This window comes from Pseudomonas sp. St316 (assembly GCF_018325905.1).
Taxonomy (GTDB): Bacteria; Pseudomonadota; Gammaproteobacteria; order Pseudomonadales; family Pseudomonadaceae; genus Aquipseudomonas.
Genome location: NZ_AP021901.1, coordinates 3347001 through 3370524, shown reverse-complemented (window position 1 = coordinate 3370524; position 23524 = coordinate 3347001). Strand labels below are relative to the sequence as shown.

General features: G+C 61.2%; 21 protein-coding genes. 11 read left to right on the top strand and 10 right to left on the bottom strand.

Translation table 11 applies throughout. From position 1 onward, the window contains the following. Nucleotides 1-5 precede the first annotated feature (5 nt). The 4 genes from KI237_RS15130 (at nucleotide 6) to KI237_RS15115 (ending at nucleotide 5465) form a co-directional block, all read left to right on the top strand. Nucleotides 6-1019, top strand: coding sequence for a methyltransferase (locus KI237_RS15130; protein ID WP_212800511.1), 1014 nt, complete (start codon nucleotides 6-8; stop codon nucleotides 1017-1019). Next, nucleotides 991-2154: a carboxylate-amine ligase gene (locus KI237_RS15125; RefSeq protein WP_212800510.1), complete on the top strand. Its 1164-nt coding sequence runs from the start codon at nucleotides 991-993 to the stop codon at nucleotides 2152-2154. Before KI237_RS15130 ends, KI237_RS15125 begins: the two co-directional genes overlap by 29 nt. Further along, nucleotides 2151-4757 carry a DNA ligase D gene (gene ligD, locus KI237_RS15120; RefSeq protein ID WP_212800509.1) on the top strand — a complete coding sequence of 869 codons (2607 nt, stop codon included), beginning with the start codon at nucleotides 2151-2153 and terminating at the stop codon, nucleotides 4755-4757. The genes KI237_RS15125 and ligD overlap by 4 nt, the downstream gene beginning before the upstream one ends. A 207-nt stretch (nucleotides 4758-4964) precedes the next feature. After that, entirely contained in the window at nucleotides 4965-5465 is a 501-nt protein-coding gene (locus tag KI237_RS15115; protein WP_212800508.1) for a CinA family protein, read from the top strand. 227 nt (nucleotides 5466-5692) lie between these two features. On the opposite strand, the gene KI237_RS15110 is transcribed toward KI237_RS15115, so the two are convergent. Next, on the bottom strand, nucleotides 5693-6550 hold the full coding sequence (locus tag KI237_RS15110) for an SDR family oxidoreductase (RefSeq protein WP_212800507.1): 858 nt from the start codon (nucleotides 6548-6550) through the stop codon (nucleotides 5693-5695). A 193-nt stretch (nucleotides 6551-6743) separates the two neighbouring features. Between KI237_RS15110 and KI237_RS15105 the strand changes: the two genes are divergently transcribed. Then, a complete protein-coding gene (locus KI237_RS15105) occupies nucleotides 6744-7148 on the top strand; it encodes a VOC family protein (RefSeq protein WP_212800506.1) in 405 nt (134 codons plus the stop codon). A 170-nt stretch (nucleotides 7149-7318) separates the two neighbouring features. Here KI237_RS15105 and KI237_RS15100 read toward each other — a convergent pair whose 3' ends face one another. Beyond that, nucleotides 7319-8467: a MalY/PatB family protein gene (locus KI237_RS15100; protein ID WP_212800505.1), complete on the bottom strand. Its 1149-nt coding sequence runs from the start codon at nucleotides 8465-8467 to the stop codon at nucleotides 7319-7321. A gap of 244 nt (nucleotides 8468-8711) precedes the next feature. Here KI237_RS15100 and KI237_RS15095 point away from each other — a divergent pair, with 244 nt between their 5' ends. The 5 genes from KI237_RS15095 (at nucleotide 8712) to KI237_RS15075 (ending at nucleotide 13779) form a co-directional block, all read left to right on the top strand. Continuing rightward, on the top strand, nucleotides 8712-8969 hold the full coding sequence (locus KI237_RS15095) for a DUF2790 domain-containing protein (RefSeq protein WP_212800504.1): 258 nt from the start codon (nucleotides 8712-8714) through the stop codon (nucleotides 8967-8969). Between the two features lie 219 nt (nucleotides 8970-9188). Then, nucleotides 9189-10559: an epoxide hydrolase family protein gene (locus tag KI237_RS15090; protein WP_212800503.1), complete on the top strand. Its 1371-nt coding sequence runs from the start codon at nucleotides 9189-9191 to the stop codon at nucleotides 10557-10559. A 60-nt stretch (nucleotides 10560-10619) separates the two neighbouring features. Then, a complete protein-coding gene (locus KI237_RS15085; RefSeq protein ID WP_212800502.1) occupies nucleotides 10620-11693 on the top strand; it encodes an alpha/beta fold hydrolase in 1074 nt (357 codons plus the stop codon). A gap of 186 nt (nucleotides 11694-11879) precedes the next feature. Further along, nucleotides 11880-12626, top strand: coding sequence for a YkgJ family cysteine cluster protein (locus tag KI237_RS15080; protein WP_212800501.1), 747 nt, complete (start codon nucleotides 11880-11882; stop codon nucleotides 12624-12626). 244 nt (nucleotides 12627-12870) lie between these two features. Next, nucleotides 12871-13779 carry an AraC family transcriptional regulator gene (locus KI237_RS15075; protein ID WP_212800500.1) on the top strand — a complete coding sequence of 303 codons (909 nt, stop codon included), beginning with the start codon at nucleotides 12871-12873 and terminating at the stop codon, nucleotides 13777-13779. A 46-nt stretch (nucleotides 13780-13825) separates the two neighbouring features. Here KI237_RS15075 and KI237_RS15070 read toward each other — a convergent pair whose 3' ends face one another. From KI237_RS15070 to KI237_RS15060, 3 genes are all read right to left on the bottom strand, one after another. Beyond that, a complete protein-coding gene (locus KI237_RS15070) occupies nucleotides 13826-16063 on the bottom strand; it encodes a xanthine dehydrogenase family protein molybdopterin-binding subunit (RefSeq protein ID WP_212800499.1) in 2238 nt (745 codons plus the stop codon). A gap of 12 nt (nucleotides 16064-16075) precedes the next feature. Next, a complete protein-coding gene (locus KI237_RS15065) occupies nucleotides 16076-16549 on the bottom strand; it encodes a (2Fe-2S)-binding protein (RefSeq protein ID WP_003201837.1) in 474 nt (157 codons plus the stop codon). Nucleotides 16550-16645: 96 nt separating this feature from the next. Beyond that, a complete protein-coding gene (locus KI237_RS15060; protein ID WP_212800498.1) occupies nucleotides 16646-17872 on the bottom strand; it encodes an MFS transporter in 1227 nt (408 codons plus the stop codon). Nucleotides 17873-18024: 152 nt separating this feature from the next. On the opposite strand from KI237_RS15060, the gene KI237_RS15055 reads away from it, so the two are divergent. Next, complete coding sequence (locus KI237_RS15055) at nucleotides 18025-18906, top strand: LysR family transcriptional regulator (protein WP_212800497.1); 882 nt, start codon at nucleotides 18025-18027, stop codon at nucleotides 18904-18906. A 170-nt stretch (nucleotides 18907-19076) separates the two neighbouring features. On the opposite strand, the gene KI237_RS15050 is transcribed toward KI237_RS15055, so the two are convergent. The 5 genes from KI237_RS15050 to KI237_RS15030 form a co-directional block, all read right to left on the bottom strand. Further along, nucleotides 19077-19490: a helix-turn-helix transcriptional regulator gene (locus KI237_RS15050; RefSeq protein WP_249410738.1), complete on the bottom strand. Its 414-nt coding sequence runs from the start codon at nucleotides 19488-19490 to the stop codon at nucleotides 19077-19079. A gap of 86 nt (nucleotides 19491-19576) precedes the next feature. Next, nucleotides 19577-20356, bottom strand: a complete 780-nt coding sequence (locus tag KI237_RS15045) for an SDR family NAD(P)-dependent oxidoreductase (protein ID WP_212800496.1) — start codon at nucleotides 20354-20356, stop codon at nucleotides 19577-19579. Nucleotides 20357-20470: 114 nt separating this feature from the next. Next, nucleotides 20471-21751 (bottom strand): TRAP transporter large permease, encoded by a 1281-nt coding sequence (locus tag KI237_RS15040; RefSeq protein ID WP_212800495.1) that lies wholly within the window; start codon nucleotides 21749-21751, stop codon nucleotides 20471-20473. After that, a complete protein-coding gene (locus KI237_RS15035; protein WP_212800494.1) occupies nucleotides 21752-22369 on the bottom strand; it encodes a TRAP transporter small permease subunit in 618 nt (205 codons plus the stop codon). Between the two features lie 91 nt (nucleotides 22370-22460). After that, nucleotides 22461-23516: a TRAP transporter substrate-binding protein gene (locus KI237_RS15030; RefSeq protein ID WP_212800493.1), complete on the bottom strand. Its 1056-nt coding sequence runs from the start codon at nucleotides 23514-23516 to the stop codon at nucleotides 22461-22463. Nucleotides 23517-23524: the final 8 nt, after the last annotated feature.

Genomic DNA, 23524 nt, shown 5'->3' with positions numbered 1-23524 from the left:
CCTGCATGAATGAGCAAGAACGCCTGTCCGAGACGGACCTTGCGCTGTTGCAACTGGGCCGGCGCCTGCAAGCCGACGGCTACCGTTTCATTACCCCGACGCCGCTGACCCACGAGCGGGTCAACCAGCGGCCCGGCAATGAACACGCCAAGACCTTGCGGGACGTGTTCGGCTGGTCGCGGCCGTTTGCGCCGGGACTGATCAGCGCCGATGAACAGCGGCAACTGCAAGAAGCCCAAGTGCTGGAAGAACGCGACGGCCTGCTGCGCAGCCGGGTGCGCTGGTCGAGCCTGGATGGCTTGCTGTTCGCTCATTCGCAGTTCCCCACGCAAGCCACCGATGCGGTGTTCTTCGGCCCTGACAGCTACCGCTTTGCCCAACTGATCCATACTCATCTGCAACAGAACTTCTCGGCTGTGCATCGCGCCGTGGACATTGGTTGCGGCGCCGGCGTCGGCGCGATCGTGATTGCCCGTGCCCGGCGTGAAGCGCAAGTGTTGGCGGTGGACATCAACCCGCAAGCCTTGCGCCTGAGTGCTGTGAACGCCGCGCTGGCCGAGGTGGGCAATGTCGAGGTCGCCCACAGCGACGTGTTGCAGGACGTGCCAGGCAACTTCGACCTGATCGTCGCCAACCCGCCGTACATGGCCGATCCCTCCGAGCGCGCCTACCGCCATGGCGGCGGCGCATTGGGCGCCGGGCTGTCGCTGCGCATCGTCGAACAGGCCTTGCCCCGGCTCACACCGGGCGGCTCGCTGGTGCTCTACACCGGCGTGGCGATGATGGATGGGCGCGACCCGTTCCTGGAAGCCCTGGGCCAATGGCGTGACTCGGCGGATTTCGGCTGGACCTACAAGGAATTGGACCCGGACGTGTTTGGTGAGGAATTGCTGACGCTGGGTTATCAGAACGTGGAAAGGATCGCCGTGGTGGCGTTGGTTGTAACCCGCATTGGCGCAGGTATCGGCGGGGTTATCGGAGGGATTATCGATGAACAGGCGCATGAAATTCGGCATTGAAGAGGAGTATTTCATTACCGATCTGCAAACCCGTTGCATGCCGGGTGAACCACCCGCGGAGGCTATCGCTGCGTGCCAGGCCGAGCTGGGCAAGCATTTCGCCCATGAAATGTTCCTGTGCCAGGTCGAGATGGCATCGCCCATCTTTCGCAGCCTCCCCGAGGCCGCCGACTACCTGAGCCAGGTGCGTACGGGCTTGAACCAACGGTTGGCGCCGTATGGCCTGGGTCTGCTCAGCGCCGGCTCACACCCGATGGCGACCCAAGTGCTGCAACCCACCGACGAGCTGCATTTCCAGCAACTGTTCGATGATTACCAGCGGGTGGCGCGGCGCAGCGTGCTGTCGGGCCTGCATGTGCATGTCGAAGTCCCGGCCACCCAGGATCGGGTGCGGGTCATGAATGAGATCCTGCCCTGGTTGCCGATGTTCCTGGCCTTGAGCGCTTCATCGCCGTTCTGGAACGGTGCCTACAGTGGCTTTAGCAGCTACCGACAAGTGGCCTGCGATGAATGGCCGCGAATGGGCGTGCCGGAGCTTTTCGAAGACGAGTCGGCGTTCGCCAGCTACGTCGACATGCTCATGCGCACCGGGTCCATTCGCCAACCCAGCGATTGCTGGTGGGTGATACGGCCTTCCTCACGTTATCCCACGCTGGAACTGCGCATTTGCGATGCCTGTCCTCGGGTTGACGACGTCCTGTGCCTCGTCTCGCTGTTTCGCCTGATGGTGGCCCATGCCGTGGCGCAGCGCCGTCCGGGCGCCCGCTACAGCCAGATGTCCCAGTGGATCCTCAAGGAGAATCGCTGGCGGGCCAAGCGCCACGGGATCCTCGCCGAGTTTATCGTCGAGGGGCAGGAGCAGCCGATGCTGATCGGAGAATGGCTCGCCCTGGCGGAGCAGACCTTTGGTGAAACCGCCGCAGAACTGGGTGTCCAGGACGTGTTCAAGCAGGTGCGCCGTATGGTGCAAGAAGGCACCAGTGCCGACCGACAAATTGTCCTCTTCGAACAGGGGCTGCTACTGGGCGATTCCGTCGAACAGGCCTTGAGCCGCGTGGTCGATCAATTACTCGCGCAAACCGCTGGGCTGCCGGTCGCCGACCCGGCGTTGCAACAGGTGGCAGGTGGTGCATGAGCCGCAAGACCCTGGATGACTACAACCGCATGCGTGACTTCGCCGCCACCCCGGAACCGGCGGCGAAGCGCTCGCGCAAATCGGCAAGAACCGCCCATGCCTTGCAGTTCTGTATTCAAAAACACGATGCTTCGCGGCTGCATTACGACTTTCGGCTGGAGCTGGACGGTGCGCTCAAGAGTTGGGCGGTGCCCAAGGGACCTTCCCTTGACCCGAAAGCCAAGCGCCTGGCCGTGCATGTCGAAGACCATCCGCTGGATTACGCCACGTTCGAGGGCAACATCCCTGAAGGCCATTACGGCGCCGGTGACGTGATCGTCTGGGACCGAGGCGTCTGGATTCCCCAGGGCGATCCCCACGAAGGCTATGAAACAGGCCGGCTCAAGTTCGAACTGCAAGGTGAAAAGCTCAGCGGCCTGTGGAACCTGGTGCGCACCCACATGCCTGGCAAGCAGGAGCAGTGGTTCCTGATCAAGCATCAGGACGAGGCTGCCCGGCCCGAGAACGAATATGACGTGGCCCAGGCCGAACCGGACAGCGTGCTCAGCGATCGTACACTCGTGCCCAGGCGCCGTGGCAAGGCCGCTTCAGCCAAAGCGGTGAAACAAGCGGAAAAAGCCGCCCAGCCGAAATCGCCGAAACGCTCATCGAAGACCACCCTCAACGGCGCGGTCCCCGGTCCGTTGCCGGAAACCCTCAAGCCGGAACTGGCGACACTGGTGGAAAGCGCGCCCGACGGTGAATGGCTCTATGAGATCAAGTTCGACGGTTACCGGGTCATGGCGCGGATCGAAGACGGCCACGTCAGACTGCTGACCCGCAACGGTCACGACTGGACCCATAAGTTGCCACGGCAGGCTGAGGCCTTGGCCGCGCTGGGATTGGAATCAGCCTGGCTCGACGGTGAAATGGTGGTCGCCAACGAACAGGGCGTGCCGGATTTCCAGGCCTTGCAGAACGCCTTCGAGGCCAATAGCAGCGGCAAGATCGCCTATTACCTGTTCGACCTGCCGTACCTTAATGGTATGGATTTGCGCAAAGTGCCGGTGCAAGAGCGTCGGGCTGCATTGGCCGCGGTGCTGGAACCCAGCGAAAGCCCCTTGCTGCGGTTTTCCGATGCCTTTGAAGAAACCCCTGCTGCGCTGCTCGACAGTGCCTGCCAGATGCAGATGGAAGGGTTGATCGGCAAGCGCATCGGCAGTGCCTATGTGTCCAGGCGCAGCAACGACTGGATCAAGCTCAAGTGCAAGAATCGCCAGGAATTCGTGGTGGTGGGCTTCAGCGATCCCAAGGGGGCACGCAGTGCCTTTGGTGCCTTGTTGCTGGGGCTGCATGATGCCGACAGTGGCCAGCTGCGCTACGCCGGCAAGGTTGGTACCGGGTTCAACGAAAGCACCCTTAAAAGCATCTACCAGCAACTGCTGCCCCTGGAGACGAAGAAGGCCGCCGTGGTGAATCCGCCAACCGGTTACGAAGCCAAGGGCGTGCACTGGCTCGAACCGACACTGTTGGCCGAAGTGGCCTTTGCCGAAATGACCAAGGACGGCTCGGTGCGCCATGCGGTCTTCCATGGCCTGCGCAACGACAAGCCGGCCAAGGACATTACCCAGGAGCTTGCCAAGCCCGTGAAAAAAACCGCTGCGGCAAAAAAAACCAAAGCCAAGGATGAGCCCGGCCCGACACCCGCCAAAACCAAGAGCAAGGCCAAGGCACCGGCCTTGGACGGCAAGGTCCGTATCACCCACCCGGAGCGGGTCATTGATGCCAGCAGCGGCACCACCAAGCTGCAACTGGCCGAGTACTACGCCAGCGTGGCCGAATTCATCCTGCCGGAACTGGCGGATCGGCCGGTGGCCTTGGTCAGGGCGCCGGATGGCATCGCCGGTGAGCTGTTTTTCCAGAAGAACTCCGAGCGCCTGGCGATTCCCGGCATCGTCAGCCTGGACAAGGAACTGACGGGGCAGCCGGTGATGATCATCAATAACGCTGAGGCGCTGATCGGCGCGGTGCAGATGAGCACGGTGGAGCTGCACACCTGGAATGCGACGTCCGTCGACCTGGACAAGCCTGACCGCTTCGTCCTCGACCTTGACCCGGACCCGGCGTTGCCCTGGAAAAGCATGGTCGAGGCGACGCAGCTCACGTTATCGGTGCTCGATGAGCTGGGGCTCAAGGCGTTTCTCAAGACCAGTGGTGGCAAGGGCATCCATGTGGTGGTGCCGCTGACGCGTAAATTGGGTTGGGACGAGGTCAAGGGGTTCAGCCATGCGATTGTCAGTCACATGGCCAAGCTGCTGCCGGACCGTTTTTCGGCGGTGTCCGGGCCGAAGAACCGGGTAGGGCGGATTTTCATCGATTACCTGCGCAATGGATTGGGCGCTACCACCATTTGCGCGTATGCCGCCCGCACCCGGGAAGGTTTGCCGGTGTCGGTGCCGATCTTTCGCGAAGAGGTGGCCGAGCTCAAGGGGGCGAACCTGTGGAACGTGCACAACGTCCATGAACGCCTGGCTGAAGTGGGCCATGAGCCTTGGGCAGGGCTGAAGAAAACACGCCAGAGCATTACCGCTGAGATGCGCAGGCGTATCGGCATGAAGAAGTAATAGGCCCGCCGTCCCCTTCTGGGAGCGAGCTTGCTCGCGATAGCGGCGGGTCAGCTTACATTGATGTTGAATGTGCCGCCGTCAGGTTTGAGGTGCTGCCAAGGACGGGGTTTCATTTACTTGCTGGTGCAGGACGACGAGGCGATAAAGGGAATGAATCACAACGACAGGAGTCAACCCATCAGCATCCCTGAAGGCCCCTTTGTCATGACTGTTGCCCAAATCCTGATTGATTATCTACGCGAGCATGACCTGCGCCTGACCACGGCCGAGTCCTGTACCGCCGGGCAGATCGTCACGTTACTGGCCGAGGTGCCGGGCAGTGGTTCACTGATCGAAAGCGGTTATGTGGTGTATTCCCCTGAAGCTAAACAGCGCTTGCTCGGTGTCAGTCCACGCACCATCGAGACCTTCAATCTAACCAGCCGGGAAGTCGCCGAGGAAATGGCCCTCGGAGCCTTGCACGATGCCAACGCCAATGTGGCGGTGGCAACCACCGGCCTGCTCGGGCCAGACGACAAGGACGGTATTCCGGCCGGCACGGTCTGTTTTGCCTGGGCGTTCGATCTGAACGGCCAGCGAGCGCTGTTCAGCCGCTGCGAACGGTTCTTTGGCAGTCGCGGCCAGGTGCAACTGTGGGCAGCGCAATACGCGTTGCAGCAATTACCGATCTTTCACCAGCGGGCTGTGGTCGGTGAGCGTCGGTGATGATGGCCCGACTGTCATCGTCGAGGACGGGCGAATCCTTCAGGGGGATGCGCCATGCCTGGCCGGTAGAGTCGTCGGGCACTTTTTTGTGGCGAGGGAACTTGCTCCCGTTGAATCTGTAGGAACTGGCGAAGCCTGCGATCTTTTGATCTTTCACTTGAGATTCAAGCGTCTTTGGAAAGATCGCAGCCTCGTTGCACTCGACAGCTCCTACGCCGCTTCCATGCCTACAGTATCGGCTTACCCCCGGTGATCCCATAGCGAGTCCCGGAGATGTAGCTACCTTCATCCGAGGCGAGCAACACATAGATCGGCGCCACTTCAACCGGTTGGCCGGGGCGGCCGAGCGGGGTCTGGGAACCGAAATTCTGTACCTCTTCCTCGGGCATGGTCGCCACGATCAGCGGCGTCCAGATCGGTCCTGGTGCCACGCTGTTCACACGGATGCCCTTGGGGCCGAGCATTTGCGCCAGGCCGCCGGTGAAGTTGGCGATGGCGCCCTTGGTAGTGGCATACGCCAGCAGCGTTGGCTTGGGCATGTCGGAGTTGACCGAACTGGTGTTGATGATCGAGCCCCCCGACTTCATGTGCGGCACGGCGGCCTGGCAGATCCTGAACATCGCCGTGATGTTGATATCGAAGGTGCGCACCCATTCTTCGTCGGATATTTCCTCAAGACTTTCATGGGTCATCTGGAACGCGGCATTGTTGACCAGGACGTCTATATGCCCGAAGCGGGCGACGGTTTCATCGACGATTTTGCGGCACTGGTCCTTGTTTGCCAGGTCACCGGGCAGCAACAGGCATTGGCGTCCGGCCTGCTCGACCCAGCGCGCGGTTTCCTTGGCGTCTTCATGCTCGTCCAGATAGGCAATCGCCACGTCCGCGCCCTCACGGGCAAACGCAATGGCGACGGCGCGCCCGATGCCGCTGTCGGCGCCGGTGATCAGGGCGATTTTATTCGCCAGTCGGCCGGAGCCGGTGTAGCTCTGTTCGCCGCAGTCCGGGTAGGGGTCCATTTTCCGCTGGCTGCCGGGCACCGGTTGGCTTTGTTTCGGGAAAGGTGGAAAAGGGTATTCGACCATTGTCGTTCTCCAGGCTTGATGGGGTTGCGATGGAGGGTGGACTGTGGGATTTCGGGCAGAGTTCGGTCGGATTTTCTTGTCAGTCGATGAGCGTGATGAAAGGCGTTTCGTCGGTGAATGGAGCGCTTTGACGAGCGCCGGATGATGCGGTGTTCTTCAATGGAGGTACTGGTTTTCGATAAGGAGCAGGACAATGTTCAGCCACATCCAGATCGGTGCGCGCGATCTGCCGAAAATGGTCGCCTTTTATGACGCAGTCCTCGGTTGCCTGGGGCTGGAGCGTATCGAGGGCGAGCACGACTCGGGCCCGCCGGGGGAGGGGTGGCAGCGGCCCGGCAGGCATTGGCCACAGGTTTTCGTCCAGTTGCCTTTCAACGGGCTGCCCGCCACGTGGGGCAATGGCATGCAAGTGAGCTTCGCCGCCGACTCCCCGCAAACCGTGCGTGCTGCCTGGGAGCAGGCGATTGCCATGGGCGGCTCCGACGAAGGCCCACCCGGCCCTAGGCCGCAGTATTGCGAAGGTTATTTCGGGGCGTATTGCCGCGATCCGGAGGGGAACAAGCTGTGCTTTGTCCATGCGCCGGATATGCAGGAGTAAAGCACCGATCATCGTGGCGAGAGCCTGTGTGTGGCGAGGGAGCTTGCTCCCGCTGGGGCGCGAAGCGGCCCCCAATCAGCAGACAACTCGGTGTCGGTGAGAACGGGGCCGCTTCGCAGCCCAGCGGGAGCAAGCTCCCTCGCCACAGAGGGTTTTCGTCGCCGGGTGGATCAGCCCTTGGCTTTCAGGCTGCGCTCCATCCGCGCGATGCCTTCCTCCAGCAGCGCCCGCGGGCAGCCGAAGTTCAGGCGCACGAACTGCCCGGCGTCGTCACCAAAGTCCAGGCCGGCACTCAGTCCCACCTTGGCTTCTTTCAGGAAGAAGGCCTGCGGGTCATCCAGTCCCAACCCGGAGCAATCGAGCCAAGCCAGGTAAGTGCCCTGGGGCACGGTCATGGTGATGCCCGGCAGGCGAGTGTTCACCGCTTCGACCAGGTAATCACGGTTGGCTTGCAGATACGCCTTCAAGGCCTCCAGCCACGGGCCGGCTTCGCTATAGGCCGCACGGGTCGCTTCAAGGCCCAGGGCATTGACGCTGTCGACCATGCCGGCCCGGGCACTGTTGACCCGTTCGCGCAGCTTGGCGTTCTGGATAATGGCGAACGAGGTTTTCAACCCGGCGATATTGAAGGCTTTGCTGGCGGACATCAGGGTGATGGTGCGCTCGGCAATTTCCGGGCTGAGGGAGGCGGTTGGAATGTGCACACGGCCGTCGAAGCACAGTTCGGCATGGATTTCGTCAGAGATGATCCAGGCGTCCTGCTCCAGGCAAATGTCTGCCACGGCCTTGAGTTCCTGACGGTCAAACACCTTGCCCAGCGGGTTGTGAGGATTGCTCAGCAACAGCGCGCCACCGCCCTGCAACGCGTCGCGCAATGCTGCCAATGGCGTGTGGAATTCACCGTTGACCGGGCTGAAGGGCAATTCCACTTTGTTCAACTGCCAGTGACCCGGGGCGTTGCGCAGCGGCGGGTAGTTGGGCACCTGCACCACGACATTCTGCTGGGGTTCTACCAAGGCATGCAGCGCCATGTTGAAGCCCGGTTCGACACCCGGCAGGAACACGATCTGCTGGGGCTCGACGCGCCAGGCGTACTTGCTCCACAGGTCGGCCACGACGGCGGCACGCAGATTGTCCTGGGCCACGCTGTAGCCCAGCATCGGATGTTCCAGGCGCTTGCGCAGCGCGTCGATGATCACGGTCGGGGCGGGGAAGTCCATATCGGCGACCCACATCGGCAACACATCGGCCGGGTAGCGGCTCCACTTGGTACTGCCGGTGCCGTGGCGCTCCAATACCGTGTCGAAATCGAAAGTCATGAGGGGATTCCATCAGTCAGTCGTGAGATGGCGAACATCATAAAGCAAAGGCCAATGAGAAACGCATGATGGCGCAGCGTCATTGATACGAATGTATCTCTGTGTATCCAAGGCCATTGTTGATACGGACGATTTCATTCAGGGCCCGGCGCTGACACATGCGCGATACCTGGCCGACGTCCAATGAGCCCACCGAGACAGCCCAAGCCGTCTCACTGGCTCACCCCACGTCGGAGATAACGTCATGAACTGGAAAAACCTCAGCATCGCTTCCTTGTTTGCCGCTCTGAGCCTTGGCGCTGTGGCGGCCAACGCCCAAGACAGCCTCAAGCCTCACACCTACCTGCATGGCGACCACCTGGATGTCGCCAAGGTGCTTTCGGTCAAGCAAGGTTCGGGCTGCGGCGTCGTCGAGACACGCATGACCTACCTGGACTCGACCGGCCAGATCCAGGCACTGGACTACAGCGCCATCGCCCAGGACTGCGGTCAGGACAATTGATCCCGCAATCGTGGAATCGAGCCTGCCCAATGTGCTGCCCCTGATACCTAGGTATCGATCGACACCTTCGTGCAATCGTCCCTGCGGTATCGCGGTGTTCTGATCAGGCCTGCGTAAGTCGGATAGAGGCAACTGCCCATGGCCAGGTAAGCCGCGGGCAGTGTTCTGCTCCGACAACGATCGCCAGGCCCGTGGGCCACTCACTCAAGGAGAGTCATCATGCTTGCAATTTCATCCGTTTGCGCCTGGCACCGTTGCCTGGTTCACACCGCCAGGGGCAGTGCGCTCAGTCTCGCACTGCTCGCTGCGAGCCCGGGTGCCTGGGCGACCACCGTCGCCGTCACGCCAGCCGGTACGGTTCAATCGTCTGAATCCGAGGCCATCCGCCCATACCGCATCCATGTCGACGACGCGAAGCTGGCTGAACTGCGAAAGCGCATTGCAGACGCCCGTTGGCCTGACAAGGAAACCGTCAATGACGTTTCCCAGGGCGTGCAACTGGCCCAGGTACAGGACCTGGTGAAGTATTGGGGCAACGGCTATGACTGGCGCAAGGCCGAGGCACGGCTCAATGCGTTGCCAGAATTCATCACCACGATCGATGGTGTCGATATCCAGTTCATCCATGTGCGTTCACGCCATCCCAACGCCATGCCGCTGATCCTTACCCATGGCTGGCCGGGGTCGCAATTCGAGTTCCTCAAGACCATCGGTCCGTTGACCGATCCGACCGCCTACGGGGGCCGTGCCGAGGACGCTTTCGACGTGGTGATTCCATCGATTCCAGGCCATGGCTTTTCCGGCAAACCGACCGAGTTGGGCTGGGGCCCGGACCGCGTGGCCAAGGCCTGGGACGTGCTGATGAAGCGCTTGGGCTACACCCATTACGTGTCCCAGGGCGGTGATCATGGGTCGGTTATCTCTGACGCCCTGGGCCGCCTGGCGCCGCCCGGTTTGCTGGGCATCCATTTGAACATGCCGGCGACCGTGCCGCCTGAGCTGGTGAAGCCGATCAACAGCGGCGAACCGGTACCGACCGGGTTGAGTGATCCGGAACGCACTGCCTACAACTCGCTGAGCGCCTTCTTCGGCCGCAATGCAGCCTACGGCGCAATGATGGTGACCCGGCCGCAGACCATCGGTTACCTGCTGGCAGATTCGCCCTCGGGTACAGCGGCATGGATGTACGAAAAGTTTGCCGCCTGGACTGACAGCGATGGCAAGCCAGAGCGTGTGCTCAGCCGCGATGAAATGCTCGACGACATCAGCCTGTACTGGCTGACGGACACCGGAGCGTCGTCCTCTCGTTTCTATTGGGAGAACAACAACAATAACTTCAGTGCGGCGGCGCAAAAAACCGCTGACATCAAGGTCCCGGTGGCGATCACCGTGTTCCCGCACGAAATCTATCGTGCACCGAAAACCTGGGCCCAACGCGCCTATCCATCGCTGTCCTACTTCAACGAAGTCAACAAGGGCGGCCATTTCGCTGCCTGGGAGCAGCCGCAACTGTTCAGCGAAGAGTTGCGCGAGGCATTCCGGCCACTGCGTAGCACCGCGAAAAATACCGTCGCCCAGACCGCTCATTAAACCTTTCCTGGCGGCTCCGAACCGGGAGCCGCTCACCCGCCATTCGTAAGGGAGATTCACATGGACACGACTCTGAACCAGCAATCCGTACCGCGCCATGGTCGTTTGCTCACCCCAGCCATCCTGGTGTTCGCGATGATGCAATTGGGCGCCTTGGGCTTCGCTTCGTCGCAGGCAAACGCCGCCGATGTACCTGCCAGCACCATCGGCGCCATTACACCGGGTAGTCACACCTCGTTCGGCCCGTTGAAGCACGTCAAGGCCGGCCTGCTGGACGTTTCCTATGCCGAGGTTGGTCCCGCCGATGGGCCGGTGGTCATCCTGCTGCATGGTTGGCCCTATGACATTCACAGCTACGCAGATGTAGCGCCAGCGCTGGCAGAGAAGGGCTATCGGGTGCTGATTCCGTACGCCCGCGGTTATGGCGATACGCGTTTCCTGTCGGCCAAGACCTTGCGCAACGGCCAGCCTTCTGCATTGGCAAGCGATCTGATCGATTTCATGGACGCGCTGAAGATCAAGCAGGCCGTGCTGGGCGGTTATGACTGGGGCGCACGTACCGCCGACATTGTCGCGGCCCTGTGGCCGGAGCGGGTGAAGGCGCTGGTGGCGGTGAGTGGCTACCTGATCGGCAGCCAAGAGGCCGGCAAGACACCGCTGCCACCGGCCGCCGAACTGCAGTGGTGGTATCAGTTCTATTTTGCGACAGAGCGTGGCCGCCTCGGTTACGAGAAAAACACCCACGACTTCGCCAAACTGATCTGGAAGCTGGCGTCACCCAAGTGGAACTTCGATGACGCGACGTATGACCGAAGCGCCGCCGCTTTGCAGAACCCCGATCATGTCGCCGTTTCAATCTTCAACTATCGCTGGCGCCTGGGCCTGGTCAAGGGCGAGGCCAAATACGCCGCGCTGGAAAAGAAACTGGCGATGTTCCCGTCGATCAGCGTGCCGACCATCACCTTGGAGGGTGATGCCAATGGCGCTCCTCATCCGCCCGCCGAAGCCTATGCCAAGCGTTTCACCGGTAAATACGAGTATCGCCTGATCGATGGCGGTGTCGGCCACAACTTGCCGCAAGAAGCACCGCAGGCTTTCGCCCAGGCCGTGATCGATGCTGATCATCTGCGCTAACTCGAGGGTCTACATCCCACGGTGATGCCTGGAATCTCCTTGGATCAGGCAACCATGCCGGCGAATCCGGCAAACGGATTGGCGTTTTGCTCCACATACTATCGCGGCCTTGAGGCCCTGCCACCGCTGTATTCGAGTGGCAGGAGCTTCTGTGGGCCATCGAAAACATGTGTGCGAGTGCTTGATATGGAAAAAAACACGATCCGCTTTGCCTGCAACGGCTGCGGGATCTGCTGCAAGGGCCGGCTGATTCCACTGACGTTGGATGAGGCAAGGCAATGGCTACACCGTGGCCATGAGGTGGCGGTCGTACTGGAGGCGTTCGATGAGTCAACCTGGCCTTCGGCGCCAGGGCAATTCGCCCACAGCGCCCAAAGGGCCGTGGAAGTCACTAGTGGCGACGCCCGGATTCGTGTCGTCGCGGTACTGGCGGGCAATGCGCTGACGCAGTGCCGTAATCTCGGCGACGACGGTCGTTGCGGTATCTATGAAGAGCGGCCGTTGGTCTGTCGAATCTACCCGATGGAAATCAATCCGTTCATTGCCTTGCGTCCTGCCGACAAAATCTGTCCTCCTGAGGTCTGGGAGACGGGCGAGGTCTTGTTTACCGACCGCGTTGTCGATCCGATCCTGGCCGATCAGATCGACCGTTCCCGCCAGGCGGACAGGGACGATGCCGAGGCCAAGATTGCGCTGTGTGAAGCGATGGGCATGAATGTCGCCGCTTGGAAGGGCAACGCGTTGGCGGTGTACTTGCCTGATCGGGCGCAATTGGCTGAAGCGATCATTCGCTACGATCGCGCCCCAGTGGCACCGACAGGCCTGGATTGGAAAGTGCGGGTCGAAACGCCGGCCTTGGCCCAACGACTGCTGCAAGTGGGTGTCGCACTGGATGATCAACAGTCAACCGGCTACATCTTCCAAAATCTTTAGGCACCCCGCCAAACCATCACTTTGTGCACGCCCAACTCCTGAAACAAATTGTCATTTCTGGCCTGAGGTGACTGATGCGAGCTACGGATCGTTAAATCGAGTAGGAAGTTGCCTCCATCAGGCAAGCGACTCGAACCGCCGACCCGGCATGCTGCGTCCATTATTGATCAACGACTTGCGGTGATGCCGAACGGTATTCGCCATTACCGCACGTCGTGGGTCTGATGTTTTCTAGGAGTGAAATGTGCACACCGATTCCAAAAGCGACCAGGGCGTCAGTGACATCAGTCGCCTGGCCGGTTCGGTCAGCCAGCTCGTGCCCAGCGAGGGCGATCAGGTCACCGCCATTGCCGGCTTCAGCCTGCATCGGCGCAACGCGATCACCGCGCCGACGCACTGCATCTATGGCCTGGGTATCGGCGTGGCCTTGCAAGGCCGCAAGCAAGCCATGCTCGGGGACGAGATACTGACCTACTCGCCCGGCCAGTCCATGGTGACCTGCGTGGATCTGCCGGTTATTTCCCATGTCTGCCAAGCCAGCGTCGCCAAGCCGTTCCTGGGCATGATGCTGAGATTCGACAGCACGATGGTGATGCAGGTGGCCGAGCGCATGCAGTTGTCACAACGCATGATGGACGACGCGTTTCGACCGATTACCGTACAAGCCCTGGATGCCGGGGTGCTGGACGCCCTGCGGCGCTTGATAGACCTGCTGGAGGAACCGTCACTGCTTGAGACAGTGGCTCCACTGATCAAGGAGGAGATCGTCGCTCGCCTGTTGAGCGGGGCCCACGCGCCACAGTTGCTGCATGTGATCGCTGCCGGGTCACCCAGCCAGCACATTGCCAAGACGGTCGCCTGGCTGAAACTGAATTTTCGCCAGGCGTTGCGTATGGACGATCTGGCGGCACAAGCGCACATGAGTCCGTCCACGTTTCGCCAGCACTTTCGCACCGTGACCGGAATGAGTCCGTTGCAATACCAGAAGCAGCTGCGGCTACAGGCCGCTCGGCAGTTGATGTTGAGCCAGAACGTCGATGCGAGCAGTGCAGGGGGCCTGGTTGGCTATGAAAGTGCCTCGCAGTTCAGCCGTGAATACAGCCGCCTGTTCGGTGCGCCACCGCAGCGGGATATCAAGCGAATTCGCTTGTGATCGTGAGGCTTGTCTGGCCTTGCGACCCGACAGCCTCACGCGCCTGTCACGCCAACTTGAAAGGCAACTCACGCAACGGTTTACCGGTCAGGCTCGCCAGCGCGTTGGCAAAGGCGGGGGCCAGTGCCGGCAAGCCGGGTTCACCCATCCCCGTAGGAGGCTCGGCGCTGGGCACGATGTGGACGGCAAATGTCGGCATGTCGGTAATGCGCGGCACGCTGAAGTCCGCGAAATTGCTCTGCTGCACCACGCCATCCTTCAGGGTGATCGCGCCACCGGGCAGGCACATCGACAATCCCATCAGCGCCGCGCCTTGTACCTGGGCCTCGACGCTGCGTGGGTTGACGGCCAGGTTGCAGTGCACGCCGGCCGTCACGTTGTGCAGCACTGGACGGCCATCCTGCACCGACGCTTCGACGACGTAGGCCACCACCGAGCTGAACGACTCGTGGACCGCCACGCCCCAGGCATGGCCCGCCGGTAACTGGCGCTTGCCATACTCGCTCTTGTCCACGGCCAATTGCAGCGCCTGGCGATGGCGCGGGTTCTGCTCGCCAAACAACTTCATCCGGTAAGCCACCGGATCCTGCTGGGTGGTGCGGGCGATCTCGTCGATCAGTGTTTCCATCACAAAGGCCGTATGGGTGGAACCCACGCTGCGCCACCACAACACGGGAACGTTGAGCTTGGGATGATGAACCGTCAGCCGCATGGGCAGCGGATACGGGTCGCGCAAGCCTTCAGTAGCGGTCGGGTCGATGCCATTCTTCACCCGCCCACCAAACACGGTGCCGGTGATGATCGATTGGCCCACCAAGGCATGGTCCCAGGCGAGCACCTTGCCACTGTCATCAAAACCTATGCGTGCACGGTGCAGGTGCATGGGCCGATAGTAACCACCCTTGATGTCGTCCTCCCGGCTCCAGAGGGTACGGATAGGCACGTTGAGCCCAGCGGTGCGCGCGGCCTTGGCGACTTCGCAAGCCAATACGACGAAATCGTTGGTGGGCACGCCACGCCGGCCAAAGCCACCGCCAGCGGTCTGCACGTTCACCTGAATCTGCTCTGGCTTGAGGTCCAGCACTTTGGCGGCCGCGGCACCATCACCGCCGGGGAACTGGGTCCCGACCCACAGTTGAGCGCCATCCGCGGCTAGCTGCACGGTGCAATTGAGCGGCTCCATCGGAGCATGGGCGAGGTAGGGGAACACGAACTCGGCGTCCAGTCGGTGCGGCGCCGTAGCCAGTGGCGTCATGTCGGCATCAAAGTGCAGTGGACCGGGCTGGCTGGCCAGTTCCCGGTACTGAGCCAACTGTTTCTCGCTGTCCACTTTTTCCACAGTGGACGTGTTCCACTCCACTTTCAGCGCATCGCGAGCCACCTTCGCCTGCCAGTAACTGTCGGCGACCACCGCAACACCTTCGGCACCGCCGTCCAGTGGTACGCGCAATACGGCTTTTACACCTTTGGTGGCACGTGCCGCGCTGTCATCCAGGGATGCGATTTTGGCGCCGAACACTGGAGGTCGGGCGACAACCGCCGTGAGCTGCCCCGGCAGATGCATATCGATGCCAAAATCCTGCTGGCCGCTGCTCTTGGCCTTGGCATCGATGCGTGTCGTGGCCTGGCCGATGATGCGGAAGTCCTTGGGATCCTTGAGCGTGATCTGCTCGGGCACAGGCATCGCCATCGCGGCTTCGGCCAACTCGCCATAGCTCGCTTTACGCCCAGCGGGGCCGAGGACCATGCCGGTCTGGGTGCTCAGGCTCGCCACGTCCACGTTCCAGCGCGCGGCGGCGGCACTCAGCAACATGGCGCGAGCGCGGGCGCCCAGCTCACGGTACTGGGTGTAGCTGTTCTTGATCGTGTTGGAGCCGCCGGTGAGGTGGATGCCGAAGGCCGGGTCCATGTAGGCGGCATCGTTGCTGCCGTTGCGGCTGCGTACAAGGCTCCAGTCGGCATCGAGTTCTTCGGCGAGAATCATGGGCAAAGCGGTCTGCACGCCCTGGCCGAACTCCAGCCGGTTGATGGTCACCGTGACCTCGCCGCTGGGCGCGATCTGCACGAATGCCGAGGGTTGCTGGGTCGGTTTGAGCGGCGTAGCGGCACCATTGGCCTCCTGGGCCAGGGCCAGGTGTGGAAAAGCCCCCAAGGCCAGCCCGCCGATACCGACGATCTTGAGAAAGCTGCGGCGCGGCAGCGTAGCGGGGCCGTCAGTCTCGTCGCGCTCAAGCAGGTGCTGCAAGGCGCGAGGGTGCTCGTTCGGGAAGATCTCGTTCAACATGGTCAGCTCCGATCAGGCAAGGGCTTTGGCGGCATCAGCCACTGCGGCGCGGATACGGGCGTAGGTGCCACAGCGGCAGATATTGCCGGCCATGGCCGAGTCGATCTCGGCGGCCGTGGGCTGCTTGCCCTTGGGCTGGGCCTTGAGGAAAGCGGTCGCGCTCATGATCTGGCCGCTCTGGCAGTAGCCACATTGCGCCACGTCATGCTTGACCCACGCCTCGTGCACGGCACTGCCGACCGGGTCGCTGCCGTTGGTTGCCGCTTCGATGGTGGTGATCTTCTTGCCTTCGGCGGCGGCAATGGGCGTCACGCAGGAACGAATGGCCTGGCCATCCAAGTGAACGGTGCAGGCGCCACACAACGCCGCGCCGCAGCCGAACTTGGTGCCGGTCATGCCCAGCGTGTCGCGCAAGGTCCAAAGAATCGGGGTGCTTGGGTCTACGTCGACCGTGTATTCACGGCCATTGATGTTGAGGGCGCTCATAGGGGTACCCGCTCCGGATGGTTTGGCTCTGGTTAACTATAGGAAGCAATATTCGGAGCAGCTTGCACGATCCGGGCTGATGCTTGCCCGATCCTGCTAATCCCCGCGCTGAGGCATGGCTGCGCGCCCTGCAAACCCGTACCGACTGGCGGACCACACCACCGCCAAGGTCAGCAGCAAGAGAGCGACCAGCACAGGCGCAAACGCAACGACACCCAGGTGATCGAGCAGCACACCCCCCACGATTCCGCCGCCGGCAATGGCGACGTTCCAGGCCGTGACCAGCATGGACTGGGCAAGATCCGCTGCCGCTCCGGCCGTCTTGGCGATTGCCGTCTGGAATAATGTCCCAGCGCCTCCAAAAGCGACTCCCCAGGCCGCTACCGCGACGTAGATCGCGGCAGGGCTGTCGCTCATGGTGCCTAGCATCACGGCCGAGATGGCGAACAGCGCCGTGCTTGCAAGGGTCAACGCCCGTAGATGGTGATCGATCAATACGCCGACGACCCAGATACCCAGCAACGATGCGACACCGAAGACCAGCAGAACCAGATCTGTACGCTCGCCCAGGCCCGCCGCCATCAGGAACGGCGCGATATAGGTAAAGAGAATGTTGTGCGCCAGGACAAAAGCCAGCACCACCAACAACACCGAGCGAACGCCTGGCAAGGTGAAGACCCGACCCAAGGCCAGGCGTTTGTCGCTGGCTTGTCCAGGGAAGTCAGGCACCTTGAGTCGCACCCAGACCATCAAGGCGACGGCGAACACGCTCATGATGGCGAAGCTCATCCGCCAACCGATCAAGTTGCCGAGCAACGTGCCGGCCGGTACGCCCAGGGATAACGCCAAGGGCGCACCCACCATGGCGATCGCAATGGCTCGACCTTTCTGGCTCTCGGGCACCATGCGGGCGGCATAACCGGCCAGCAAGGCCCACAACAGCCCGGCCGATACGCCACCGAGCAAGCGCGCGACGATTGTCAAACCATAATGGGTGGAAAGCGTCGTGACCGTGTTGGCAACGGCGAAACCGGCGATGGCCAGCAGCAATAGCGATCGGCGCCGCATGCCTTGGGTCGCGGCCGTCAAGGGAATGGCCGCCAGCAAGGACCCGATCGCGTAGACCGTGACCAACTGGCCGGCGAGGGCTTCGGAAATCGCCAGCCCTTCGCTGATCTGTGAGAGAAGGCCGGCGGGCAAGGCTTCGGTGAGAATGGTCACGAACGCCGCCAGCGCGAGGGCAAACAGTGATCCGATCGGGAGTGGCGCCGCGTCTTGAACGACCTCGGCATCGGCGTCGATATGGGTATTGGCAATCGTCATGTGTCACCTGCTTGGAGAGCTTCTGACCCGCCGGATGGCGGCGTCAATCGCAGATTGATAAGTGCCAACTACGGTAAATGCTCCTCCTTGGCGAGACAAGAATGCTAGAGTGCGCAACACATCGGAAAAAATGTCCGTAATAGGAGTCGGGCGTGGAATCACTGAGCGGGATTGATTTTTTTGTGCGCGCGGCCGAAACCCGCAGTTTTTCAGAGGCGGGCAGGGCACTTGGCATTTCGTCTTCGGCAGTGGGCAAAAGCGTCGCCCGGCTCGAGGAACGGTTGGGTGTGCGACTGTTTCATCGCAGCACGCGCAGTATCACGCTGACAGCGGAAGGGACGCTTTTCCTCGAGCGTTGCCGGCGCATTCTCTGCGAAGTCGAAGCAGCCGAGTTGGAGTTGTCGGAAACCCGCAAAGCGCCGCGGGGCAAACTGCGCGTGAGCTTGCCGCTCGTTGCGGATTTGGTCATGCCGACGTTGATCGCCTTCATGCGCCGCTACCCCAGTATCGAACTGGACCTGGATTTCTCCGACAGGCTGGTGGACATCATCGAGGAGGGGTTCGATGCGGTCATTCGAACCGGAGAGCCGAACGACTCCCGGCTGATGTCCCGTCCGTTGGGACCGTTCAAGCTCGTTGTGGTCGGTTCACCCCGGTATTTCGCCGAACACGGCACGCCGCAGGTGCCGGCGGATCTGTTGCGCCATGCCTGCCTGCTCTACAAGTTCCCCAGTACCGGCAGGATGCAAGTGTGGCCGGTCAACAGGGACGGGGAGCCGGAACTGAACCTGCCGGCGACCCTGGTCTGCAACACCACCGAGGCGCTGCTACACGTGGTGCACGATGCATTGGGGATTGCCTGCGTACCGGATTTCACTGTGCGGGAGGCCATCGCTGCCGGTGAACTGGTCACCGTCCTGGACGACTTCAACAGGCATCAGAGCACCTTCCGCATGCTCTGGCCTTCAAGCAAACACCTGGCGCCGAAATTGCGGGTGTTCATTGACTTCATGAGCAGTGAGTTGTTCAAGTGACTCACTGGCGATGTGTCCCATCTTCAATCTTCAGCAGACACACCATCCATGTCCACCCAGCCCCCTGTGGGAGCGAGCTTGCTCGCGATGAGGGCAGCCAATCCAACACCCTATAGCTGCACCACCGCTATCGCGAGCAAGCTCGCTCCCACAAGGGTAATGCGCGGGCCCTAGTTGCAATCCTTCTGTTTACACGGATGTGCTTGCCGGGAGCGCCACTCCTTGACCAACTGGTGCCTGGGGCGGGCGTAGCGCTCCTCCAGGAAATCCACCTCGACGATCCGGTCCGTTCGGAATAAATGATAGTCGCCGCGCAGTTCGCACCAGCCGGCGATATAGCGCTGCGACTCGACAAACCCCAGCATGATTGGCCAGAGGGTTCGCTGCGCCTGCTCCCCATTCTCGTCCTTGTAGACGATCTGCATTTTTCGCTGTTCACGAAGCGCCGCCCGGACCTGCGCCAGATCCACCGCAGCCGGATACGCTTCATAACCGACGCTTACTCTGGTTGATCGATGAGATAGCCAATGTGGCTGGGGATAGAAGCGCTGTTTCAGCGCATCGTTGAGCCTCAGGCCAACCACCTCACTCTAACCATCGACAGGGTCAGTTTCTGGCACCATTGTTTCGCCAGGCAGTAAGTGCGAGCAGACCCTGGGGCATGTTCAGATCAAGGGGCTTTGTTCTCGACCAAGCAGTTTCCGCCATCCACTACGATGACTTCGCCAGTGATGTAGCTGGCCTCTGAAGACGCAAGGAAAGCAACCAGTGCCGCGACCTCTTCGGGACGTCCGGCGCGGCCCATCGGCGTGTAACCGGCCGCTTTGGCTTCCTCTGGAGTGGTCGATCCTGTGCTGATCCAGCCGGGAGCGACGCTGTTTACCGTGATTCCTTGTCGGGCGACTTCAAGCGTCAGGCTCATGCTCATTCCGACCATCGCGGCTTTTGCGGCGCTGTAAGCCGCTTCACCGGGGTTACTGCACCGGGTGCCGGTAGTGGAACTGATGTTGACGATGCGCCCGTAACGGCGCGCCCGCATGCCGGGCAGAACAGCCCGCGTAAGCAGAAAAGCCGTGGTCAGGTTTCGCGCCAGTGTCAGGTTCCAGGTAGACAGATCCATGGATGCCAAGTCGGAAAAAAACTCCGGGCTGCCTTGCATGGCCATGCCCGCGTTGTTGACCAGAATATCGATCTGCCCCCAGAGGGATTCTGCCCATGCCATAAACTCACGTACCTGGTTTTCATCGGTAAGATCGAGGGCCCGGCCTTCGACTTCGAACCCTTCGGCGCGCAGTTCTGCGACTCGATTATTGATTCGCGCACTGCTGGCGGTGACGATCAGTCTGGCACCTGCAGTACCCAGCCTGCGCGCGATGGCCATGCCAATTCCGATTTCACTTCCAACCCCACTGACAAGGGCCACAGGGTTCTGTCCGGTTGCGTTTGGCATGGTCTCTCCAGAGGTTGTAACTGATGGTCAGGTGTCCGAACTCCATATATACACCCTGTTCAATGCCCGAATGCTGTCGTCACCCCCGACGCTCCTTATGGCGCTTTGCTCGAATCAAACAAATTGCGGAAGCCAAAGCGCGATCTGCGGAAACACGATCAAGAGCGCGATCAACACAAGTAATACGAAACAGAAAGGCAAGGTGCCGTAGACCACATCCAGGAACTTGCCTTTGTTACGAATACTTTGCACCACGAACAGATTCATCCCGAATGGCGGGGTGATTTGTCCCATTTCGCACAGGATGATGAGTATCACGCCGAACCACAGCGGATCGAAACCCAAGGCGACAATGACAGGCACCACCAGCGGTGCAGTGGTGATCAACATGGCCAGCGTGTCCATGAAGCAGCCAAGGATGATGTAGAACACGATGATGGCCAGCAGCGTGCCCATCGGCGACATGTCGAGGCCTGTCACGAAACTGACCAGGGTTGCTGTCAGCCCGATGGATGACAGCACGAAATTGAGGAAGAACGCCGACAAGGTAATGAAGATGATCATCCCGGTCGTGCGCAGGGTGGACTCGAAGGCCTGCCCCAGGTTTTGCCAGGTAAAGGCGCGCCGCCACAAGCCCAGGGCAAAGGCGGCGATGACACCCAGGGCCGCCGATTCACTGGCGGTCGCGAAACCGCTGTAGATGGCGCCGACCACCAGGCCGAAGATGGCCAGCGGCGGCAGCAGGTCTGGAAGGCTGCCCAGTCGTTCGGCCCAGGTTGAGTGTTCCTTTTTGCCGCCCAAATCGGGCCGGATGAGGCACGCCAACACGATGATCGCCACGAACATGAAGCTGAGTAGAATGCCCGGGATCGTAGCCGCCAGGTACAACTTGGGCACCGAGAGATTGGCGATCAGCGCGAACAGAATCATGTTGATCGAGGGCGGAATCAAAATGCCGAGCGTACCGCCGGCGGCAATCGAGCCGAGAAACAGCGGCGCCGGGTAGCCTTTGCGTTCCTGCTCCGGCAGCGCGAGGGTCGAGATGGTGGCAGCGGTTGCCACGCTGGAGCCGCTGGTTGCCGAGAACAGTGCCGAGGCGCCTATGTTCGAGTTCATCAAGCCGCCGGGCAGCCACGAAAGCCACTTGGCGACGGCACCGTACATGCGCCCGGCGACGCCCGAACACACCAGTAACTCGCCCATGAGTATGTAGAGCGGAATCGCGACCAGCAAGAATTCGGCGCTGGTGCTCCAGGCAATTTCGCCTATGGCGTTGCTGAGCGGCAGTGTCGAGAACAGCTCTGACAACGAAAGGCCCAACAAGCCGACGCTGACCGCCGCAGCCACGCTCAAGCCAAGCAGCGCCAGTAGGGTGAAGAGGGTAAAGGCCAGCATTTAGTGCGCTCCATTCGACGGGGTCGTTGCGTGCCCTGGTGCGGGACGGTGGGTTTCTTCTTGAATATCCTCCTCGACGGAATTGATGCCGATCAGTGCCGCGATCGATGCCCATCGTTGCTGGCGCAGCTGGATCACGCTGGCGCAGCCCAGCACAACGATGGTCAGGGCAAAAAACAGGTAGCCGGCGAACCAGACAGCTTGAGGCAGCCACTGTGGGACTTGCAGCGGTGTGGTGGACGTTGATTGGTACTGGATGGAATCCCACAGCACGCCCCATGCGTGGAACAGCACGGTGCCGACGAAAAACGCCATGCAGCTCAACGCCAGCAGATCCAGGGAAGTCCTGAGTTTGGGGGACAGGCGCGAGTAGAGGATGTCCACGCGGATATGGGAGCGCTTTAACAAGGCGATGGGAAAAGCCCAGGTGCTGACAATGGCCAGGACATAGCCGGCTATCTCGTCGGCACCGCCCATGGACAGGCCGATGGTCTTGCGCAGGATAAGGTCAATGCCGATCATCAATGCCGTGCCCATCAGGGCAATACCGCCCAGCCAGGCGCTCAGCCTGGCAATGCTGTTCACGAGCCGGACAGCAGAAGATTCAGTGTTTTTCATGGATGGGGTTCTCCGCAAACGTCGGGGCGTTCAGAACGCGCAACAAGCTTTGTCACGCAAGCTCCACAGGTGTTCAACGCATGGACGCGGGTCAGGGGCTGTGCAGGCTCACGCCAAGGGACGCGCCTGCCGTGGCGTTCCAACGCTCGACACACGGCGCACCGCAACGCTTGCCCCAATCGTTGGCAATTTTGAGAACGGCGTTCTGTAGAACCTCCTTCTCGGCATTTGTCGGCGTGCTGACCTGCATATGGGCTGGGCGGTGAATCTGGCAGTCAGACGCGCCGATGTTGCAGGCCAATGCAGAGCGATTTTCTTTGGCGGTTTCTTCCCACAACCGGTCTTCCAGGATCTGGGATTGTGCCTGGAGCAGATGTTGTACAGGCTTGGGCAACGCCTGCCAGCGCTTCAAGCCAATGGCATAGAAACCAACCGACCAGTCCACCGGCAGGTTGTAGAGATGGTTGGCCACGTCATACCACCTGGCCGCGTTGCCTGAGCCGATGCCTGTCACCGCACAATCGATGACGCCGGTCTGCATGGCCGTCACCACCTCGGCGAACGGCAAGGTCATGGGCGATCCGCCGAGCGCCTTGATCAACTCGGACATATTGCGCCCGCGTACGCGAATCTTGCGTCCCTTGAGGTCTGCGATGGAGTTGACGGGGTCGCGACAGAAGAACACCTGCGCCGTGTAGGGCACCGTCGCCAACAGCTTGACGCCATGTCGTTCGGCCATACGCTCTGCCAGCACCGGCTTGAACGCCGTCGAAACCCGATGGGAAGTTTCAATATCGGCGGCCATGCCGGGCAGGTCGATCCCTTCGAAAAAGGGGTCGTCGCCGGCCACGAAAGCAAAGATGCCCATGCCGATTTCAACCGCACCAGAGCGGATCAACCGCACCATCTCAGCGCCTTTGAGGCCGCTTTCCGATAACCCTCTGAGGCGCGCCGTGACGGTGCCACCAGAGCTGTCGGGCAGGCTCTTGTTCCAGAACGGTTTCTCCACCGCGCGGAAGGTGTAATTGTGGCTGCCACCGCCAATCACATTGAAGTGGGTGCTCGCCTGGGTGTCCGCCAAGGCTGCGGGCCCGATCAGGCCGCAGAGCAGGGCGAAGATCAGAAGGGAAGTCTGGTACGGTTTCATGGTAGTCC

Bases quoted from the DNA above. Each gene is read 5' to 3' on its own strand.
- KI237_RS15130 (WP_212800511.1), top strand. From the start codon at position 6: ATGAATGAGCAAGAACGCCTGTCCGAGACGGACCTTGCGCTGTTGCAA.
- KI237_RS15125 (WP_212800510.1), top strand. From the start codon at position 991: ATGAACAGGCGCATGAAATTCGGCATTGAAGAGGAGTATTTCATTACC.
- ligD (WP_212800509.1), top strand. From the start codon at position 2,151: ATGAGCCGCAAGACCCTGGATGACTACAACCGCATGCGTGACTTCGCC.
- KI237_RS15115 (WP_212800508.1), top strand. From the start codon at position 4,965: ATGACTGTTGCCCAAATCCTGATTGATTATCTACGCGAGCATGACCTG.
- KI237_RS15110 (WP_212800507.1), bottom strand. From the start codon at position 6,550: ATGGTCGAATACCCTTTTCCACCTTTCCCGAAACAAAGCCAACCGGTG.
- KI237_RS15105 (WP_212800506.1), top strand. From the start codon at position 6,744: ATGTTCAGCCACATCCAGATCGGTGCGCGCGATCTGCCGAAAATGGTC.
- KI237_RS15100 (WP_212800505.1), bottom strand. From the start codon at position 8,467: ATGACTTTCGATTTCGACACGGTATTGGAGCGCCACGGCACCGGCAGT.
- KI237_RS15095 (WP_212800504.1), top strand. From the start codon at position 8,712: ATGAACTGGAAAAACCTCAGCATCGCTTCCTTGTTTGCCGCTCTGAGC.
- KI237_RS15090 (WP_212800503.1), top strand. From the start codon at position 9,189: ATGCTTGCAATTTCATCCGTTTGCGCCTGGCACCGTTGCCTGGTTCAC.
- KI237_RS15085 (WP_212800502.1), top strand. From the start codon at position 10,620: ATGGACACGACTCTGAACCAGCAATCCGTACCGCGCCATGGTCGTTTG.
- KI237_RS15080 (WP_212800501.1), top strand. From the start codon at position 11,880: ATGGAAAAAAACACGATCCGCTTTGCCTGCAACGGCTGCGGGATCTGC.
- KI237_RS15070 (WP_212800499.1), bottom strand. From the start codon at position 16,063: ATGTTGAACGAGATCTTCCCGAACGAGCACCCTCGCGCCTTGCAGCAC.
- KI237_RS15065 (WP_003201837.1), bottom strand. From the start codon at position 16,549: ATGAGCGCCCTCAACATCAATGGCCGTGAATACACGGTCGACGTAGAC.
- KI237_RS15060 (WP_212800498.1), bottom strand. From the start codon at position 17,872: ATGACGATTGCCAATACCCATATCGACGCCGATGCCGAGGTCGTTCAA.
- KI237_RS15045 (WP_212800496.1), bottom strand. From the start codon at position 20,356: ATGCCAAACGCAACCGGACAGAACCCTGTGGCCCTTGTCAGTGGGGTT.
- KI237_RS15040 (WP_212800495.1), bottom strand. From the start codon at position 21,751: ATGCTGGCCTTTACCCTCTTCACCCTACTGGCGCTGCTTGGCTTGAGC.
- KI237_RS15035 (WP_212800494.1), bottom strand. From the start codon at position 22,369: ATGAAAAACACTGAATCTTCTGCTGTCCGGCTCGTGAACAGCATTGCC.
- KI237_RS15030 (WP_212800493.1), bottom strand. From the start codon at position 23,516: ATGAAACCGTACCAGACTTCCCTTCTGATCTTCGCCCTGCTCTGCGGC.